At 68.3% G+C, this 17,101-nt stretch carries 16 protein-coding genes; 7 read left to right on the top strand and 9 right to left on the bottom strand.

Features of this window, described 5'->3' with window-relative positions:
* Both B3I25_RS08710 and B3I25_RS08705 read right to left on the bottom strand, forming a co-directional pair.
* Positions 1-725 (bottom strand): FAD-dependent monooxygenase (locus B3I25_RS08710; protein ID WP_286738654.1); only part of this gene is annotated, 725 nt, incomplete at its 3' end.
* A gap of 190 nt (positions 726-915) precedes the next feature.
* The gene (locus B3I25_RS08705; protein ID WP_286738652.1) at positions 916-1,254 is read right to left on the bottom strand and encodes a hypothetical protein; all 339 of its coding nucleotides are present in this window, start codon (positions 1,252-1,254) and stop codon (positions 916-918) included.
* A 150-nt stretch (positions 1,255-1,404) separates the two neighbouring features.
* Here B3I25_RS08705 and B3I25_RS08700 point away from each other — a divergent pair, with 150 nt between their 5' ends.
* From B3I25_RS08700 to B3I25_RS08675, 6 genes are all read left to right on the top strand, one after another.
* Positions 1,405-2,931: a fumarylacetoacetate hydrolase family protein gene (locus B3I25_RS08700; RefSeq protein ID WP_286738651.1), complete on the top strand. Its 1,527-nt coding sequence runs from the start codon at positions 1,405-1,407 to the stop codon at positions 2,929-2,931.
* Between the two features lie 28 nt (positions 2,932-2,959).
* Positions 2,960-3,649, top strand: coding sequence for a GntR family transcriptional regulator (locus tag B3I25_RS08695; protein ID WP_286738650.1), 690 nt, complete (start codon positions 2,960-2,962; stop codon positions 3,647-3,649).
* A gap of 110 nt (positions 3,650-3,759) precedes the next feature.
* Complete coding sequence (gene hpaE / locus B3I25_RS08690) at positions 3,760-5,295, top strand: 5-carboxymethyl-2-hydroxymuconate semialdehyde dehydrogenase (RefSeq protein WP_286738649.1); 1,536 nt, start codon at positions 3,760-3,762, stop codon at positions 5,293-5,295.
* A 48-nt stretch (positions 5,296-5,343) separates the two neighbouring features.
* Positions 5,344-6,510: a 3,4-dihydroxyphenylacetate 2,3-dioxygenase gene (gene hpaD, locus B3I25_RS08685; protein WP_286738648.1), complete on the top strand. Its 1,167-nt coding sequence runs from the start codon at positions 5,344-5,346 to the stop codon at positions 6,508-6,510.
* A gap of 36 nt (positions 6,511-6,546) precedes the next feature.
* On the top strand, positions 6,547-7,332 hold the full coding sequence (gene hpaH / locus B3I25_RS08680) for a 2-oxo-hept-4-ene-1,7-dioate hydratase (RefSeq protein WP_286738647.1): 786 nt from the start codon (positions 6,547-6,549) through the stop codon (positions 7,330-7,332).
* Positions 7,333-7,442: 110 nt separating this feature from the next.
* Complete coding sequence (locus B3I25_RS08675; RefSeq protein ID WP_231885629.1) at positions 7,443-8,150, top strand: aldolase/citrate lyase family protein; 708 nt, start codon at positions 7,443-7,445, stop codon at positions 8,148-8,150.
* A 244-nt stretch (positions 8,151-8,394) separates the two neighbouring features.
* Here the strand turns inward: B3I25_RS08675 and B3I25_RS08670 are convergent, their stop codons facing one another.
* The 7 genes from B3I25_RS08670 to B3I25_RS08640 form a co-directional block, all read right to left on the bottom strand.
* On the bottom strand, positions 8,395-9,228 hold the full coding sequence (locus tag B3I25_RS08670) for a hypothetical protein (protein ID WP_206399883.1): 834 nt from the start codon (positions 9,226-9,228) through the stop codon (positions 8,395-8,397).
* Between the two features lie 251 nt (positions 9,229-9,479).
* A complete protein-coding gene (locus tag B3I25_RS08665) occupies positions 9,480-10,223 on the bottom strand; it encodes a hypothetical protein (RefSeq protein WP_206478856.1) in 744 nt (247 codons plus the stop codon).
* A gap of 244 nt (positions 10,224-10,467) precedes the next feature.
* Positions 10,468-12,138: an AbgT family transporter gene (locus tag B3I25_RS08660; RefSeq protein ID WP_206478855.1), complete on the bottom strand. Its 1,671-nt coding sequence runs from the start codon at positions 12,136-12,138 to the stop codon at positions 10,468-10,470.
* Between the two features lie 128 nt (positions 12,139-12,266).
* The gene (locus B3I25_RS08655) at positions 12,267-12,944 is read right to left on the bottom strand and encodes a hypothetical protein (RefSeq protein ID WP_286738646.1); all 678 of its coding nucleotides are present in this window, start codon (positions 12,942-12,944) and stop codon (positions 12,267-12,269) included.
* A gap of 94 nt (positions 12,945-13,038) precedes the next feature.
* Positions 13,039-13,293: a sulfurtransferase gene (locus B3I25_RS08650; protein ID WP_286738645.1), complete on the bottom strand. Its 255-nt coding sequence runs from the start codon at positions 13,291-13,293 to the stop codon at positions 13,039-13,041.
* Complete coding sequence (locus B3I25_RS08645; protein ID WP_286738644.1) at positions 13,290-13,853, bottom strand: sulfurtransferase; 564 nt, start codon at positions 13,851-13,853, stop codon at positions 13,290-13,292. The genes B3I25_RS08650 and B3I25_RS08645 overlap by 4 nt, the downstream gene beginning before the upstream one ends.
* 140 nt (positions 13,854-13,993) lie before the next feature.
* Positions 13,994-14,959, bottom strand: a complete 966-nt coding sequence (locus B3I25_RS08640; protein WP_286738643.1) for a LysR family transcriptional regulator — start codon at positions 14,957-14,959, stop codon at positions 13,994-13,996.
* Between the two features lie 104 nt (positions 14,960-15,063).
* On the opposite strand from B3I25_RS08640, the gene B3I25_RS12385 reads away from it, so the two are divergent.
* Positions 15,064-17,097 carry a maleylacetate reductase and hydroxyquinol 1,2-dioxygenase domain-containing protein gene (locus tag B3I25_RS12385; RefSeq protein WP_349676533.1) on the top strand — a complete coding sequence of 678 codons (2,034 nt, stop codon included), beginning with the start codon at positions 15,064-15,066 and terminating at the stop codon, positions 17,095-17,097.
* Positions 17,098-17,101 lie beyond the last annotated feature (4 nt).

Below are 17,101 nucleotides of genomic sequence, written 5' to 3'. Positions count from 1 at the left end.
TCCGGGAAATCGGTGTTGGCGAGCACGTCCATGACGCCCCACGCGTGGTGGGCGCCCTGGCCGCTGAGCGTGCGACCGATCGCCTTGCGCACGCGGGAGGACGCGCCGTCGCACCCGAAGACGTACTTGGCGCGCACCGTGCGCTCCTCGCCCTCGCGCTCACCGGCGGCGTAGCGCACGGTCACGGCCACGGGGTACTCCTGGCCCTGGTCGATCTCCAGGTTCACGAACTCGATGCCGTAGTTGGGCGTGATCCGGGCCGGGCCGCGTTCGGCCGAGCGCAGGAAGTAGTCCAGCACGCGGGCCTGGTTCACGATCAGGTGCGGGAACTCGGACACGCCGTGGGGGTCATCCGCGGGGCGGCCGGTGCGCACGATGTTCTGGGGGTTGGTGGGATCCGGGTTCCAGAAGCACATCTCGCGCAGGTGGTACGCCTCCTGCGTGATCTCCTCCGCGAAACCGAAGGCCTGGAAGGTCTCCACGCTGCGGGCCTGAATACCGTCCGCCTGGCCGATCTCCAACCGGTCCGGACGGCGCTCGATCATGCGCGTGTTGACGTCCGGGTACTGGGACAGCTGTGCCGCCGCGATCACACCCGCCGGTCCCGTGCCCACGATCAGCACGTCCATGGTGTCGGTCAGGTCCTCGGGACGGTCCACGCCGCAGCCGCGGGGCTCCTCGATCCGGGGATCCTCGGAGACGTATCCGTTCTGGTGAAATAACATGCCTTCTCCTGGCTTGTGCGGTGATCTCGCAGGGTGTTCCCGCAGGGTCCGGGATCCGGGTCCGAGTCGCGGACGTGCCGCGGGGCGGCGTCCGTGCTGTGCGGTTCCACCGGTGAGATCCGTACGGCGGGTGCGGGCCACGTTGCCCGCCCCGGGGTGGTTCGGTGGCGTCGAAAGAGTGTGTCACGGATCATATACGATCTGTGTTCTGGGTAACAATTCCAGCCCCATGGTCCTTCCGGGTGCACGGGAATACGGAAACGAGGGGCCGCGCGAGGGGCGCCCCGAGGGGGCGGAAGAGGAAGCTCAGGCCCACTGTGGCGAAGGCCATAAGAGTGGCCGCCTGGGGGTCTATGGGCTCGAAGAATAAGTGGTTGAACACGAGTCCCGCGGCGGAGGCCAAGAGGAAGAAGTCGTACCACTCGATACTGGTACCGATGATGGTTCCGGCCACGATCTTGCGCTGCTCACGACGCCGCGTGGCACTTCTGGCCGTTGTTTCGTGGGCGATGGGATCGCGGGTCGCCATGTGTGACTCCTTCGTCCGGCGAGTCTGGTTCTCTGGGGTGGGTGCGCCGCCAGGGTGTCCCAGGGGGAGATGATGTGATCCACGCCACTTGCTCAGAATATATAGATAATATACGATTTCAAATAACATTCTGACGAGGAGGCGGTGGCCGTGACCGAGAACCCCCAGAACGCTCAGCAGGCTTCATCCGGAGCCCCTGAACAGCCGGTTCCCGTGCATCCGGGAAAGATCATCGCGGTGCACGTGGCCTACGAGTCCCGTGCGGCGCAGCGCGGCCGCAAGCCCGTCGTCCCGTCCTACTTCCTCAAGCCCGCGAGCTCGCTGGGTGGTTCGGGCGCCGCGGTGGAACGCCCCGCCGGCACCGAGCTGCTCGCGTTCGAGGGCGAGATCGCTCTGGTGATCGGGACGCCCGCGAAGAACGTCTCCCTCGAGGACGCGTGGTCCCACGTGGCCTCCGTGACCGCCGCCAACGACTGGGGTCTCTACGACCTGCGCGCCGCGGACAAGGGCTCGAACCTGCGCAACAAGGGCCGTGACGGCTACACGTCGCTGGGCCCCTCCCTGATCGACGCCCGCGAGATCTCCCCGGAGCAGTTGCGCGTGCGCACGTGGCGCAACGGTGAGCTGGTCCAGGAGGACACCACTGCGGCGGAAAACATGATCTTCCCGCTCGCCCAGTTCGTGGCGGACCTCTCCCAGCACCTGACCCTCGAGGAGGGGGACGTGATCCTCACGGGCACCCCCGCCGGTTCATCGGTCGCGCAGCCCGGGGACGTCGTGGAGATCGAGGTGGACGCGCCGGAGGTGGGGGGAGCGCCGTCGTCGGGCCGCCTGATCAGCCACGTGACCGAGAGTGACGAGAGCTTCGACGAGGGGCTGGGCGCCATGCCCGCCGTGGACGACAAGCAGCGCGAGGAGGCGTGGGGTTCCCGCGAGGCCGCGGGTCTGCCGGACTCCGACGCCGCGGCACTGCCCGAGGCGTTGCGCGCCAAGCTCGAGAAAGCGCCCACGGCCGGGCTGTCCGCGGAGCTGCGCAAGCGCGGACTCAACAACGTGGTGATCGAAGGCGTGTACCCGCAGACGCCCGGCACCACGATGGTCGGCACGGCCAGGACCCTGCGCTTCGTGCCCAACCGCGAGGATCTCTTCACGTCCCACGGCGGCGGGTACAACGTGCAGAAGCAGGTCTTCGACGCCGTCGGCCCGGGTGAGGTGATCGTGATCGAGGCCCGCGGGGCGGCAGGTTCCGGCACGCTCGGTGACATCCTCGCGCTGCGCGCCCAGTTCAACGGCGCGGCGGGAGTCGTCAGCGACGGCGGTGTACGCGACTACGCGGCCGTCGCCGAGATCGGGTTGCCCGTCTTCGCGCAGACCGCGCACCCCGCGGTGCTGGGCCGCCGGCACGTCCCGTGGGACCAGGACGTCGCCGTGGCGTGCGGCAACGCGACCGTGCTGCCCGGTGACGTGATCGTGGGTGACGACGACGGCGTCATCGTGATCCCGCGCGAGCTCGCCGAGGACGTCGTGGACGCCGCCCTGGCCAAGGAGCACGAGGACGCCTGGGTGGCCGAGCGCGTCGCCGAGGGCAACCCCGTCAAGGGGCTCTTCCCGCCCACGGGGCAGTGGAAGGAAGAATTCCAGCAGTGGTTGGCGGAACACCCCGCCTCCGACGACTGACCGACACCCCTAGCGAAGCGAGGAATCCGTGACCACGACCACCGGGGCCCCCAGCAAGGCCCAGCGTGCCTACGACTGGATCAAGAGCCAGATCATGACCCAGGCGTTCTCGCCCGGCTACCGCCTGGTGCTCGCGAGCATCGCGGAGACCCTGGAGATGTCCGTGGTGCCCGTGCGCGAGGCCATCCGGCGGCTCGAGGCGGAGGGCCTCGTGACCTTCGAGCGCAACGTGGGTGCGCGTGTGTCCATGGTCAACGGTGAGCAGTACCGCTACAGCATGGAGACCCTCGGTCTGTTGGAGGGTGCGGCCACCGCGCTGTCCGCGGAACACATGACCGCGGCGGACCTCGCGCACGCCCGCCAGCTCAACGTCTCCCTGGAGGCGTCCCTGAAGAACTTCGACCCGCAGGCGTTCACCGAGACCAACCACGAGTTCCACCGGGTGCTCGCGTGCCGGTGCCCCAACGAACGTCTCAACGACCTCGTGATGGTCGAGTGGGAACGGCTCAACCACCTGCGCACCTCCACGTTCTCGTTCATCCCCGAACGTGCGCGCGCCTCGGTCAACGAGCACTACCACATCCTGCACCTCATCGAGACCCGCGCCCCGGCCGACGCCGTGGAGCGCGCCGTGCGCCAGCACCGTTCTGCGACCCTTCGCAGCTACCTCAGCAGCCGCGCCGACACCCACGAGGAGCCGCAGTGCCGGAGCTCGTGAACCACCGACCCACCCGTACCGATCGGGCCGCCGGCCGGGCGCACCCGGTCCATCAAGAACACGCAATCAGAAGCAACCCGTCAGAAGTCACCGACTGGAGGAGTCATCCCATGGCAGCTCTGCAGGAGACCACGCCCGAGAACCTTCCCGATTCCATCCGCCACTACATCAACGGCGAATGGGTGGATTCCGTGGACGGGGACACGTTCGAGGTGCTCAACCCCGTGACCAACAAGCCCTATATCAAGGCCGCCTCCGGTAAGAAGGCGGACATCGAGGCCGCCGTGGCCGCAGCTAAGAAGGCGTTCGACGAGGGGCCCTGGCCCAAGATGTTGCCCCGTGAGCGCTCGCGGGTGCTGCACAAGATCGCGGACATCGTGGAGTCCCGCGGTGGCCAGCTCGCCGCCATGGAGTCCTACGATTCCGGTCTGCCCATCACCCAGGCCCTGGGTCAGGCGCGCCGCGCCGCGGAGAACTTCCGCTTCTTCGCGGACCTGATCGTCGCCCAGATCGACGACGCCTACAAGGTCCCCGGCCGCCAGGTGAACTACGTCAACCGCAAGCCGATCGGTGTGGCCGGGTTGATCACCCCGTGGAACACCCCGTTCATGCTCGAGTCCTGGAAGCTGGGTCCGGCCCTGGCCACGGGCAACACCGTGGTGCTCAAGCCGGCCGAGTTCACGCCCCTGTCCGCGTCCCTGTGGCCCGGCATCTTCGAGGAGGCCGGTGTCCCGGCCGGTGTGTTCAACCTGGTCAACGGCTTCGGCGAGGAAGGCTACGCCGGCGACTCGTTGGTCAAGCACCCGGACGTCCCGCTGATCTCGTTCACGGGCGAGTCCCGCACCGGGCAGATCATCTTCGGCAACGCCGCGCCCTTCCTCAAGGGTCTGTCCATGGAGCTGGGCGGCAAGTCCCCGGCCGTGGTGTTCGATGACGCCGATCTGGAGGGCGCGATCAACGCCACGATCTTCGGCGTGTTCTCCCTCAACGGCGAGCGCTGCACCGCGGGTTCGCGCATCCTGGCCCAGCGCGGGATCTACGACGAGTTCGTGGAACGCTACGCGGCCCAGGCCAAGCGCGTGAAGGTGGGTCTGCCCTCGGACCCGTCCACCGAGGTGGGCGCGCTCGTGCACCCCGAGCACTACGAGAAGGTCATGTCCTACGTGGAGATCGGCAAGCAGGAAGCCCGTCTGGTGGCCGGTGGCGGCCGCCCCGAGGGCTTCGAGACCGGCAACTACGTGGCCCCCACGGTGTTCGTGGACGTCAAGCCGGACGCCCGGATCTTCCAGGAGGAGATCTTCGGCCCGGTCGTGGCGATCACGCCGTTCGACACCGAGGAAGAAGCCCTGGAGCTGGCCAACAACACCAGGTACGGCCTGGCCGCCTACATCTGGACGAGCGACCTCAAGCGTGCCCACAACTTCGCGCAGAACGTGGAGGCGGGCATGGTGTGGCTCAACTCCAACAACGTGCGTGACCTGCGTACCCCGTTCGGCGGCGTGAAGGCGTCCGGGCTGGGCCACGAGGGTGGCTACCGCTCGATTGATTTCTACACGGACCAGCAGGCCGTGCACATCAACCTGGGCGAGGTGCACAACCCCGTGTTCGGCAAGCAGGAAGACGCCGCCGAAGAAATGGACGCCTGAGCGTCCCCCTCCTCTACCACCCGGTGCCACCCACGAGAAGGACACACCATGACGAATCCCGCTGATCGGACAATGACGTCCTCGGGCTTCTACGTTTCGCAGGAAGCTCCGATTACCACCGACAACCCCATCACGACCCCGTCCGTGCCCGCGCCGGACATCCTGCGCTGCGCGTACATGGAACTCGTGGTCACGGACCTCGTGAAGTCTCGCGAGTTCTACGTGGACGTGCTGGGGCTCACGGTCACGGAGGAGGACGAGAACACCATCTACCTGCGTTCGCTCGAGGAGTTCATCCACCACAACCTGGTGCTGCGCCAGGGCCCCGTGGCCGCCGTGGCCGCGTTCTCCTACCGTGTGCGCACCCCCGAGGACCTGGGCAAGGCCGTGGCCTTCTACGAGGAGCTCGGCTGCCGCGTGGAACGCCGCGCGGAGGGCTTCACCAAGGGCATCGGCGAGTCGGTGCGCGTGGAGGACCCCCTGGGCTTCCCGTACGAGTTCTTCCACGACGTGGAGCACGTGGAGCGCCTGGCCTGGCGCTACGACCTCTACATCCCGGGTGCCCTGGTGCGCCTGGACCACTTCAACCAGGTCACCCCGGACGTTCCCCGCGCTACCAAGTTCATGCAGGACCTGGGCTTCCGCGTGACCGAGGACATCCAGGACGAGGAGGGCACGGTCTACGCCGCGTGGATGCGCCGTAAACCCACCGTGCACGACACCGCCATGACCGGTGGCGACGGTCCCCGGATGCACCACGTGGCCTTCTCCACCCACGAGAAGCACAACATCCTGGCGATCTGCGACAAGCTCGGTGCGCTGCGCCGCTCGGACATGATCGAGCGCGGCCCCGGCCGCCACGGCGTGTCCAACGCCTTCTACCTGTACTTGCGCGACCCGGACGGTCACCGCGTGGAGATCTACACGCAGGACTACTACACGGGTGACCCGGACAACCCCGTGGTCACGTGGGATGTCCACGACAACCAGCGTCGCGACTGGTGGGGCACCCCCGTGGTCCCGTCCTGGTACACGGACGCCTCCCTCGTGCTGGACCTGGACGGCAACCCGCAGGAGGTCGTGGCCCGCACCGAGGAGTCCGAGCTCGCGGCGACCATCGGCGCGGACGGCTTCTCCTACACCCGCCCCTCCGAGGGCGAGGAGTCCATGCCCGAGTGGAAGAAGGGCGAGTACAAGCTGGGTCACCAGCTCTGATCGTTCGGCTTCCACGACCAACGCGAGGGAGACACCATGCTGGAGAAGGAACGCATCACTCAGATCGCGGACGATCTGGCCGCGGCCGAGCGCGAGCGCACCATGATTCCGCGGCTCACGCAGCAGTACCCGGAGATGACCGTGGAGGACTCCTACGCGGTGCAGAACGAGTGGCGCCGCCGCAGTGAGGCCGCCGGACGTCGGCTGGTGGGGCGCAAGATCGGGCTGACCTCCAAGGTCATGCAGGAGGCCACGGGCATCACCGAACCGGACTACGGGGCGATCTTCGCGGACCAGGTGTACGAGAACGGCTCCGTGATCCGCCACGACCAGTACTCCAACGTGCGCATCGAGGTGGAACTCGCGTTCGTGCTCCGGGACGAGCTGACCGGGCCGAACGTGACCATCTTCGACGTCCTCCGCGCGACCGAGTACGTGGTCCCGGCGCTGGAGATCCTGAGCTCGCGCATCGAGATGGAGGGTCGCACGATCGTGGACACCATCTCGGACAACGCGGCCCTGGGTGGGATGGTCTACGGCGGTAACCCCGTGGCTCCGGACTCCGTGGACCTGCGCTGGGTCTCCGCGCTGCTGTACCGCAACGAGAGCCTCGAGGACACCGGCGTGGCCGCGGCCGTACTCAACCACCCCGCGAACGGTGTGGCGTGGCTGGCCAACAAGCTCGCCGCGCACGACGACACCCTGCCCGCCGGGAGCATCGTGCTGGCCGGTTCCTTCACCAAGCCCATGTGGGTCCACCCCGGGGACACCGTGCACGCCGATTACAGAGATCTGGGGGCCATCACATGTCGGTTCGAGTGAACGATCTGATCCACGCGTTCCGCGCGGAGGACGCTCCCAACCTGCCCGGTGTGCTGCCGAGCCTCAAGGACCTCTTCCCGCTCGCCTCTGACGATCAGCCGGTGATCGGGATGTTCCACTCCTCCGGGGATCCCGCCGCCGCGGAGATCCTGGCCGGGGCCGGTTTCGACTACCTGCTGATCGACGGCGAGCACTCGCCGCTGTCGCTCGAGACCATCCAGTCCGTGCTGCGCGCGATCGCCGCCTACCCCACGCTCGGGGTCGTGCGGGTCCCCGAGAACAGCGAGGTGCTCATCAAGCAGTACCTGGACCTCGGCGCCCAGTCGCTCGTGGTGCCCATGGTCGACTCGGTCGAAGAGGCGCAGGCCGCCGCTCGGGCGGTGGCCTATCCGCCCGGGGGTGTGCGCGGCGTCGGCTCCGCCCTGGCCCGCTCCGGCCGGTGGAACCGGATCCCCGGGTACCTGACCCGGGCACGCGAGACCATCACGCTGATCGTTCAGGCGGAGTCCGCCGCTGCCGTGGAGAACGCCGCCGCGATCGCCGCCGTGGACGGCGTGGACGGTGTGTTCATCGGCCCGTCGGACCTCGCCGCGTCCATGGGGCTGCTCGGTCAGCAGACCCACCCGGACGTCGTGGCCGCCGTGAAGCACGTGATCCCGGAGGTGAAGGCCGCCGGCAAGTTCGTGGGCGTCAACGCGTTCGCCCAGGACCAGGCGCGGGACTACCTCGCTTCGGGCGCGGACTTCGTGAACGTGGGCGCCGACGTCGCTCTGCTCGCCGCCGGCAGCAAGGCCCTGCTGGAGGCGTTCCGGAAGTAGCCGCCGAGGGCCAGCGTCGCGCCGCAGCTCTCGGGCCCGGCGGGCCATCCGCGCACTTCGAGGCACTCCGAAGCCACCGGCGATTTCTGGGGCAGCTAAAGCCGGGCACGATTTCCTAGGCACTCCAAAACCACTCGCTCGCCGGATACTGGCTCCAGGGTGCCCAGAATTTCGATACTGGCTTCCGCATACCCCAGAATGCACGCGGCACTGCCTGGAATCTTGTGGCTCAGTGCGTCGCGTGTCAGTCCATGGAAATGCTGTGCAGCATCGCCTGGATGGCGGGGACGTCCGGGTGAGTGGCGACCGTGGTGTTCAGGATGTCGACCAGTTCCTCATCGGTGACGAACCTCCCGGTCGTGTTGACCGGGCCGGTGGAGAACTCGACCCACAACTCGCGACCCGTCTCGCCTCCCGCCAGGCTCACCAGGCCGGAGGAGTTGACCTGTGAGAGGCCGAAGAGCACGGAGTCCTCGTCCGGACCCTTGGCGCTGCGGAGGTACGCGGAGTACGTGCTCACCTGCGCCCCGATGTCCTCGGACAACTGTGTGGTCTCACCGGGCACCGTGTAGCGGGGGGACGTGAACCAGTCCTCGCGCAGCGGTCGTACGTCCGTGGTGGCGATCCGACCCATCGCCTGACCCGTGGGGCTCGTGAGCTCCAAGTACCCCTGATCCGTCTTCGCGGTCCACGAGGCGGGGTACTTCATGCTGAAGGCCCCGTCCGGCGCGGTGTAGGTCTCGGACAGGGCGATCGTGTCACCTGTCTGGTCGCCCGGTGCGGGCTCGGTCGGTTCAGTGGTGGCGCCGGGCGCCCCGACCGGTTCGGAACTCGCATCCGACGCCGAGGGCGTGGATGGTGCGGTCGTTCCGGAGTCCCCGGGCTGTGTCGCCGACGGCGCGGCGGACCCGGCCGGCGACGTCGCCGTCCCGCCCGATTGCGGCGGTGCGGTGCTGTGCGTGGTGGTGTCGGAGCTCGTGGGGGTGGCCGCGCCGTTCGACGCGGTGCACCCCGTCAGAGCGAGGGCGGACGTGATACCGAGGGTGACGGCCCAGCTGCGGGCTGTGTTGTGTGTCATGGCACCAGCGTGGATCCGAGCCATGTTGTTTGCAATAGTGAACAACAGAGTGTGATGCACCTGTGATGTAGGACACCTAAGTGTTTGCCCATGTCGCAGGGGTGTTCTCGAGTGATCGGGTCGGCGCGCCCACTCAGATCACCCGCCGAAAAACACCAGTGCGGTCATCCCGGCAACCCACCGGAATGACCGCACCGGCCACTCTCCCCGCGCTCTTTGCCCCGCCCCGACGAACGGCCGGCGGGTCGTCTCTAGTCGACGGCCCGGATGGACTTGAGGATCGCGTCCACCGTGCCGGCCTCGTCCGTCTCGTTGATCTGATTGACCAGCTTGACCCCTTGGCTCTGGGACAGCGGTCGGTTCCCCTTGTTCACGGGGGCGTAGTAGAACTCCGCCCACAGTTCGTCCCGCTTGTCCCCGCCCGGGAGGGACACGATGCCCTGGCTGTCGGACTCCGTGAGCCCCCACAGGACCGAATCGCTGCGCTCGCTGTGCGGCGGGGCCGGGACGTAGGTGGAGTACGTGAACACCTGGGTGCCCACCTGCTTGCTCAACCCGGTTTCCTCCCCGATCAGGGGGTGGGTGGGGCGGGTGAACCAATCGCCCTTGGGGGGTCGGACCTTGGTGGATGCCACCTTGCCCTGGACCTTCCCGTCCGGGCTGGTCAACTTCAGGTACCCGTTGTCCTTCTGGACCTTCCAGGACTTGGGGTACTTCACCGTGAACAGTTTCGCCGGATCCGTGTAGGTCTCCGTGAGCTCGTAGACGTCCGCGCTGTGGTCGGCATCCGGAGTGGCACTCGTCCCGAACTGCGCCTCACCGGACGGCGAGTCACCGGTCTGGGGCTGTGTGCCGCTCGCGTCGGTGCTCGTCTGCTCCCCACCCTGCGGCGTGCTCCCCTGGGTGGCCCCGGCGGCGTCGTTGCCCGGGCCGGAATCGTTGCTGGACCCGCATCCGGTCACTGCGAACGCCCCGACCAGGGCAAGGGTGGTCATCCATGTTCGAGGTGATGTCGTCTTCGCCATAGCAAACAGGTTGACAACTTGTCCGGGTCGCTGCAATGCCACATCCGCGTTGTAATCAACCCGTGATTTTTCATTTTCATAGAACGCAGTTCCGTCCCCGCGTAATCCCACGATGACCTGGGAGAACGCGGTTCACGGCGACGTCGAACTCTTAAGGGGACAACACTGTCCCTTTTGGGGGACAAGGAGCGAAGTGTCCGTGAACATTGCGGCGTCAGCGTGTGGGGGAGCCGGGTCCGAGCGGGATGCCCAGGCCCCACCAGGCCAGGAAGAACAGGAACCACACCACGATCATGGCCAGGGACAGGGGTAGCACCATGGACATGAGAGTGCCGATCCCGGCCTTGGGGTACCAGCGCTGGATGAAGCCCAGGGTCATGGCGAAGAACGGGTTCAGCGGCGAGAGCACGTTGGACGGGGAATCCCCGATGCGGAACAGCATCTGCGTGGTCTCCGGGGGGATGGACAAGTACATGAACATGGGCACCAGCACGGGCGCGGTGAGGGTCCACTGCGCGGAGCCGGACGTGATGAACAGGTTGATCACGGAGATCAGCACCACCATGCCCGCGAAGAGCACCACGGGCGGGACCCCGGCGGAGCCGAGCACCCCGGCGGTCTTGATGGCCAGTACGGTGCCCATGTTGGACCAGTCGAACCACGCGATGAACTGGGCGGCCGCGAAGAACAGCACGATTAGGGGTGCCACCTGGGTGATCGCGGAGGCCATCATGGGCGGCACGTCCGAGGCCTTGTCGATGGTCCCGGCCACGGTCCCGTAAGCGATACCGCACACAAAGAACAGCAGCCCGATGGGCACCGCGACACTGCTGATCAGCACCGAGGTCAGGGGGGTGCCGTCCTCCCCGGGGAACGGTGTGCCGGGGATGAACAACAGGGTGAAGTAGATGCCCAGGCCCGCGACGAGCGTTCCCACGGCGGCCCACAGGGCGGTGGTCTCCCGCCGGGACGTGACCGTCAGGGTCTGGGCCGTGAAGGTCTCGGCGTGCTCGCCGTCGCCGGCCTCGGCCGCCCGTGCGGCCTCCGCCTCGGAGCGTTCCGCCGCGTGGTACTTCTTGGTCATCCGGGTCAGGACGGTCTCCGAGACCAGGGTGATCACGAGCGCCAGCACCACGGCGGAGGCCGCGGAGAAGAAGTAGTTGGCGATGGGGGAGACCGTGTACTCGGGATCCACGAGCTGCGCCGCGGACTGGGTGATCCCGCCCACCAGCGGATCGGTCAGGTTGACCACCAGCGAGGCGTTGAAGCCGGCCGAGGACGAGACGAACGCGATCACCGCGCCCAGCACGGCGGAGCGGCCGGCCGCCTTGAACGCCGCCGCGCCCAGGGGGATCAGCACCACCACGATCGCGTCCGAGGCCACGGAACCGGTGACACCCGTGAGCGCGAGCACGAACGTGAGCCATCCCGCCGAGACGCGGGAGACCACGAGTTTCACCGCGGTGTTGATGAGCCCGCTGCGTTCGGCGACGGCCACGCCCAGCAAAACCGTGATCACCACGCCCAGGGGCGGGAAGGAGGCGAAGTTCTCCACGGCGTCGCCCACCATGGCCTGCAGCCCCTCGGACGTCAGCAGGTTGTGAACGGTCTCCACGTCCCCGGTCGCGGGGTTCTGCGCGGTGACACCGGCCGTCGCGAGTACGGCGGACAGCACCGCCACGAGACCGGCGAGAATCACGAAGAGCCAGAACGGGTGCGGCAACTTGTTGCCCACCCACTCGACGCCGTTCAGGAACCGCAGCAGTGCGCCGTCGCGCCCGGACGTTCCCGAGGGCGGTCGGCCGCCGGGCGCGGGGTCCCGCCCCGGGCCGAGGGCGGGCGAGCTGCCGGCCGCGGCATGCACGGTGAACGAAGGGTCGGTCATGGCCCGGTTCTTTCGTGGTCGGGGACGCGGCACCTGCGGTGCCCGGAAAGCCCGAGACTATCAAGGCCACGCAAACACGAGCGCCCGGTCGAACGGGTGTCCGACCGGGCGCGCTTGGGGGACCGCCGTCAGTTGTTCGGCAGGTCCTTGGGTGTGAGGTAGCGCTCGCCGTCCTCGGTGGTCTCGAGGTCGTAGTCGCGTTCCTGCTCCTGGACACGGTCCTCGACCATGTGCGAGTGCCGCACGGGTTCGATGTCCGGCATCTCCTCGGAGCGCTGGTACTGGGCGTTGCCCTCGTCGTCGACCTCGCCGTCCACGTCCGGGCGGTCGGCGGGGTTCGCGGAGATGTTCGGGTTGGGATCCCCGGGCCTGGGCTGGAACTTCCGCGTTCCGGCCAGCGCCTCCGAATCGACATCGCGGGCGCTCTGCTCGTCCACGGTGCCCTCGCCCACGTTGGGGAAGCCGGTCTCCTTCAACGCCTTGGGCGGCTTGCCGTGGTCCGCGGCGTGGTCATCACGCACGACGTCGCGGTCGTCACGGACGGTGCGCTCCTCGACGACGCCGCCGCGATCGGTCGCGTTCACCGCGCCGTCGACGGTGCCCGGATCGGTGGCGCCCGCCGGGGGGACGCTGGTGCGACGGACCGCGCCGGGTTGGTCGGGGTCCCCTTCCGCGGAACTCTCATCCGGTTGGGTGTCGCGGCCGGCGCGGGAGTCGTCGTGGCCCTGCACGGTGGTGGGCTGGTCGGGATCGTCGATCTGACCGGCGGACGCGATGGGATCCGGGTTCTCGGGTTGCTGAGTCATGACGTGCCTCCTGTACTGTCCGTGGCGCTAACCACTGTGGTGCTTCCCATCTTGGCACCGAGGTGGGGAAACCGTAAGTACCGTGATGGATGGTTCAGCCCTGAGGGGACGTCTCCACGGGGCGGTCCGTGTGGGAGTACTGGGACCAGCTCCCGGGGAACAGCCGTCCCGTGCCGAGTCCCGCGTGCTCGGCTACGAGGAGGTTGTGGCACGCCGTCACACCGGAGCCGCAATAGGAGATCATGTGGTGCGCGTCCGTGACCCCCGCGCGCTCGAATCGCTCCCGCAACTGCTCCACCGGTTGCAGGGTCTGTCGCTCGGTCAGGTGCTCACGGCACGGGACGTTCACGGCGCCCGGGATGTGGCCGGAGCGCGGATCCACGGGATCGGGGTGTTGCCCGCGAACCGTGTGCGGTCGCGCGCGTCCACGACCAGCGGGCCGTGGACCGCCTCGTCGATGCTCGCGAGCGCGTCGCGCGGCCACGGCACCGGGGTGAAACGTGCCTCGGGGAGGACCGTGCGGCGTCGTTCCAGCTCGCCGGAGCCTGCGGCAGACAGGCCGCCGTCGAGCAGCGCGGCGCGGTGGCCCGTGGTGCGCAGCATCCAGATGAGGCGCGCGGCCATGACGTTGCCGGCGTCGTCGTACGCGACCACCGTGGTGTCGTCGCCGATGCCCGCCCGGGACATCGCCGCGGCGAAATCCTCGGGGGTGGGCAGCGGGTGCCGACCCTTCTCCGGGGAGGCCGGGGCCGCGAGCGCGGTGGCCACGTCCACGAACACCGCGCCGGGCAGGTGTCCCTGCAGGTAGGCGGCCTCCGCGCTGCGTCCGTCCAGGTACATGCGGGCGTCCGCGAGCACCACGTCCTCGCGGTGCTCGGCGAGCCAATCGGGTGATACGAACGGGTCCATGACCGTCTCCCCCACTTCCTGCGACGACGTCCTCCGACGACGACGCCGCGTGCTGTCTCCCAGCCTAAGCCCGGTACGTGCGTCGCTTCACGAGGAACGCGGGATGACCGATAAGCGCCGGTTATGGCAGGAGGTGGTCATCAGCTCTGTTCCTGCTCGAGCGCGGGATCCGGACCCACGGCGTCCCCGGGTCGCGCCCACGTGGCGGGGTCCAACAGGACGTCCTTGACGCGCAGGGCGGCGGGGGACAGCGGTTGCTGCGTGCGCCAGCCGACGACGGCGGTTTGTTGCGCCACGCTCTCCCGCACCTTCCGGATCACGCATTTGGCGCCCATGATCTCCCGCACCTGCTCGGGCACGAGCGCCACCCCGCGCCCGGCCGCCACGAGCGGGACACATGTTTGCAGCGTGGACACCTCCGTGACGGCCGCCGGGCGGGTCGTGGGGCGTTCGCGCCACACGTTGGCCAGTAACTCCGGCAGCCCGGACAGTCCCGGGTAGCGGGCGGGCACGAGCCACGTCTCGGACGCCAGGTCCGCCAAGGAGACATAAGGCGGCAGGGTGTCCATTCTGCGCGGCAACAGCACCACGAGCGGCATGGTCAGCAGGGGTTCCAGGGAGAGATCCGCGCCGTGGATCCGCCGCAGGGCGGAGACGTCCGAGGTCAGGACGATCCCCAGATCGATCACGCCCTCGTGCAACGTGCGCAGTGTGATGTCCGGGGAGGGGTCCCGCAGGTCGATGTCGATGTCCGGGGCCGCGCTCTCCAGGATGTTCAGCGCGTGCGGCAGGTGCCACCACTCGAACGCGGGTGCCACGGACAGCGTGACCTGACCTCGCCGACCCTGGGCGATCGACCGCATGCGCGCTGTGGTGGACGCGAGGTCGTGCAGGATGCGCCGGGCGTCCGTGGCGAGTTGTTTGCCGGCCTCGGTGGGCCGGGTGCCGCGTGCGCCGCGGTGCAGCAGCGGCACGCCGCATTCCTTCTCGAGTTGCTTCACGGTGTTGCTCAGAGCCGGTTGCGTGATCCGCAGGGCCGCGGACGCGGCAGTGAAGCCCTGGTGGTCCACGACCGCGAGGAAGTACGTGAGCTGGCGCGTATCCATAATGTGTCCTTATGTCTGCCTAGAAAAAATTGTATTGGATCTATGGATATGGTGTGCACCACACTGCAAGAACATCAGGATCGTCCAGTCAAGGCAGGTTTCCCATGTCCATCCAGCGTTCCGACTCAGCGCCCCGGCCGATGGTCTTCGAGCACACGACCCTGGGACAACGTGTCCTGTTCGGCTCGGGCAAGGCCGCCGAACACCTCGTGGCCGAACTCGACCGCCTCGGCGCCACGCGCCCCATGATCATCGCGGGGGAGCACGAAGCGGAGCTGGTCCGGCAGGTCGCCGAGCGTGCGCAGCCCGCCCTGACGTGGAACGACGTCGTCCAGCACGTCCCCGTGGAACTCGCCGAGCGCGCGCGGGACGCCGCACGCGAGGCGGACGTGGACGCGCTCGTCACCGTGGGCGGCGGCTCCACCACGGGGCTGGGCAAGGCCATCGCACTGACGTCCGGGCTGCCCCTCCTGGCCGTGCCCACGACCTACGCGGGCTCCGAGGCCACGAGCATGTGGGGTATGACGGAGGACCGCACCAAGTCCACCGGCCTGGACCCCAAGGTGCTGCCCGAGGCTGTGATCTACGACGCCGAACTCTCGCGATCCCTGCCCGTGGGCCTGTCGGTCGCGTCCGGGCTCAACGGACTCGCGCACTGCGTGGACTCGCTGTGGGCGCCCAAGGCCGATCCCATCAACCAAGCGCATGCGCTCGAGGGTGCGCGGGCACTCGCGATCGCCCTGCGGGGGATCGTCAAGGACCCCGAGGACATGCACGCCCGTGAGCAGGCGCTCTACGGCTGCTACCTCTCCGCGCTGTCGTTCGCGTCCGCGGGCTCGGGGATCCACCACAAGATCGCGCACGTGCTCGGGGGGACGTTCAACCTGCCCCACGCCGAGACCCACGCGACCGTGCTGCCGTACGTCCTGGCGTTCAACGCCCCGGCCGTCCCGGAACTCGCCGGCCGTCTCGCCGCCGCGCTCGGGTACGAGGGCACCGTGGCCGGTGGGGAGGCCCGGGCCGCCAACGACGCACTGGCCGCACTGCGGAAGGACCTGGACGCACCCCGGGCGCTGTCCGACGTCGGCTTCACCGAGGAGGACGTTACCGAGGCCGTGGAGCGCTCGCTCCAGGCCATCCCGGAGTCCAACCCGGTCACGCCCACGACCGAGAACCTCACCGTGCTGTTGCGCGCGGCCCTGCAGGGGGAGAACCCCTCGGTGGTCACGGCCGCGACCGGTGACGCGTCCGACAGCACCGAGAGTGAGGAGCAGTGCCAGCGCGAAGCGCAACTCACCGAACAGGTCCTGGCGTCTTTCGACGAGTCCCCCGACCCGCGCCTCGCGGAGGTGCTGCGCAGCGTCGTGACCCACGCCCACGCCGTCGTGCGCGAGACCCGGCTGACCGAGGACGAGTGGAACGCCGCGATCAAGTTCCTCACGGACGCGGGGAACATCACCACGGACACCCGTCAGGAATTCGTGCTGCTCTCGGACGTGCTGGGCATCTCCATGCAGACCATCGCCGTGAACAACCAGGCCTACGAGGATGCCACGGAAGCCACCGTGTTCGGCCCGTTCTTCGCCCAGGACGCCCCGCGTATCGACCAGGGCGAAGACATCGCCGGGGGTGCCCCGGGCCAGCCGTGCTGGGTCGAGGGAACCGTCAAGGACACGGACGGCAACCCCGTGGCGGGTGCGAGCATCGAGGTGTGGGAGGCGGACGACGAGGGTCTGTACGACGTCCAGCACACCGACGGCCGGGTCTACGGCCGCGCATGGCTCGAATCCGACAACGATGGAACGTTCCGCTTCTGGGGCCTCACACCCACCCCGTACCCCATCCCGCACGACGGGCCCGTGGGCAAGATGCTGCAGAGCACCGGGCGCTCGCCGTACCGCGCCGCGCACCTGCACTTCATGGTCTCGGCCCCGGGGCGGCGCACGCTCGTGACCCACATCTTCGTGGAGGGGGATCCGCAACTCGAGGTCGGTGACTCGGTGTTCGGCGTCAAGGACTCCCTGATCAAGACGTTCGAGACCCATGACGCGAACGAGCCCACCCCGGACGGTCGCCGCCTGGACGAGAGCTGGGCCAGCACCCGCTTCGACGTGGTGCTCGCCCCCGAGGACGTCTGAGCCC

This window comes from Kocuria sp. UBA1838, assembly GCF_002338785.1.
In the GTDB taxonomy this organism is placed as follows: domain Bacteria; phylum Actinomycetota; class Actinomycetes; order Actinomycetales; family Micrococcaceae; genus Kocuria; species Kocuria marina.
Note: the sequence above shows the minus strand (reverse complement) of the source record. Positions and strands in the feature narration are given on the sequence as shown.

What these genes read in the sequence shown, in the direction of transcription:
- B3I25_RS08670 (WP_206399883.1), bottom strand. Translation starts at nt 9,228, where the DNA reads ATGACACACAACACAGCCCGCAGCTGGGCCGTCACCCTCGGTATCACG.
- B3I25_RS08665 (WP_206478856.1), bottom strand. Translation starts at nt 10,223, where the DNA reads ATGACCACCCTTGCCCTGGTCGGGGCGTTCGCAGTGACCGGATGCGGG.
- hpaH (WP_286738647.1), top strand. Translation starts at nt 6,547, where the DNA reads ATGCTGGAGAAGGAACGCATCACTCAGATCGCGGACGATCTGGCCGCG.
- hpaD (WP_286738648.1), top strand. Translation starts at nt 5,344, where the DNA reads ATGACGAATCCCGCTGATCGGACAATGACGTCCTCGGGCTTCTACGTT.
- hpaE (WP_286738649.1), top strand. Translation starts at nt 3,760, where the DNA reads ATGGCAGCTCTGCAGGAGACCACGCCCGAGAACCTTCCCGATTCCATC.
- B3I25_RS08705 (WP_286738652.1), bottom strand. Translation starts at nt 1,254, where the DNA reads ATGGCGACCCGCGATCCCATCGCCCACGAAACAACGGCCAGAAGTGCC.
- B3I25_RS08655 (WP_286738646.1), bottom strand. Translation starts at nt 12,944, where the DNA reads ATGACTCAGCAACCCGAGAACCCGGATCCCATCGCGTCCGCCGGTCAG.
- B3I25_RS08645 (WP_286738644.1), bottom strand. Translation starts at nt 13,853, where the DNA reads ATGGACCCGTTCGTATCACCCGATTGGCTCGCCGAGCACCGCGAGGAC.
- B3I25_RS12385 (WP_349676533.1), top strand. Translation starts at nt 15,064, where the DNA reads ATGTCCATCCAGCGTTCCGACTCAGCGCCCCGGCCGATGGTCTTCGAG.
- B3I25_RS08675 (WP_231885629.1), top strand. Translation starts at nt 7,443, where the DNA reads ATGTTCCACTCCTCCGGGGATCCCGCCGCCGCGGAGATCCTGGCCGGG.
- B3I25_RS08660 (WP_206478855.1), bottom strand. Translation starts at nt 12,138, where the DNA reads ATGACCGACCCTTCGTTCACCGTGCATGCCGCGGCCGGCAGCTCGCCC.
- B3I25_RS08640 (WP_286738643.1), bottom strand. Translation starts at nt 14,959, where the DNA reads ATGGATACGCGCCAGCTCACGTACTTCCTCGCGGTCGTGGACCACCAG.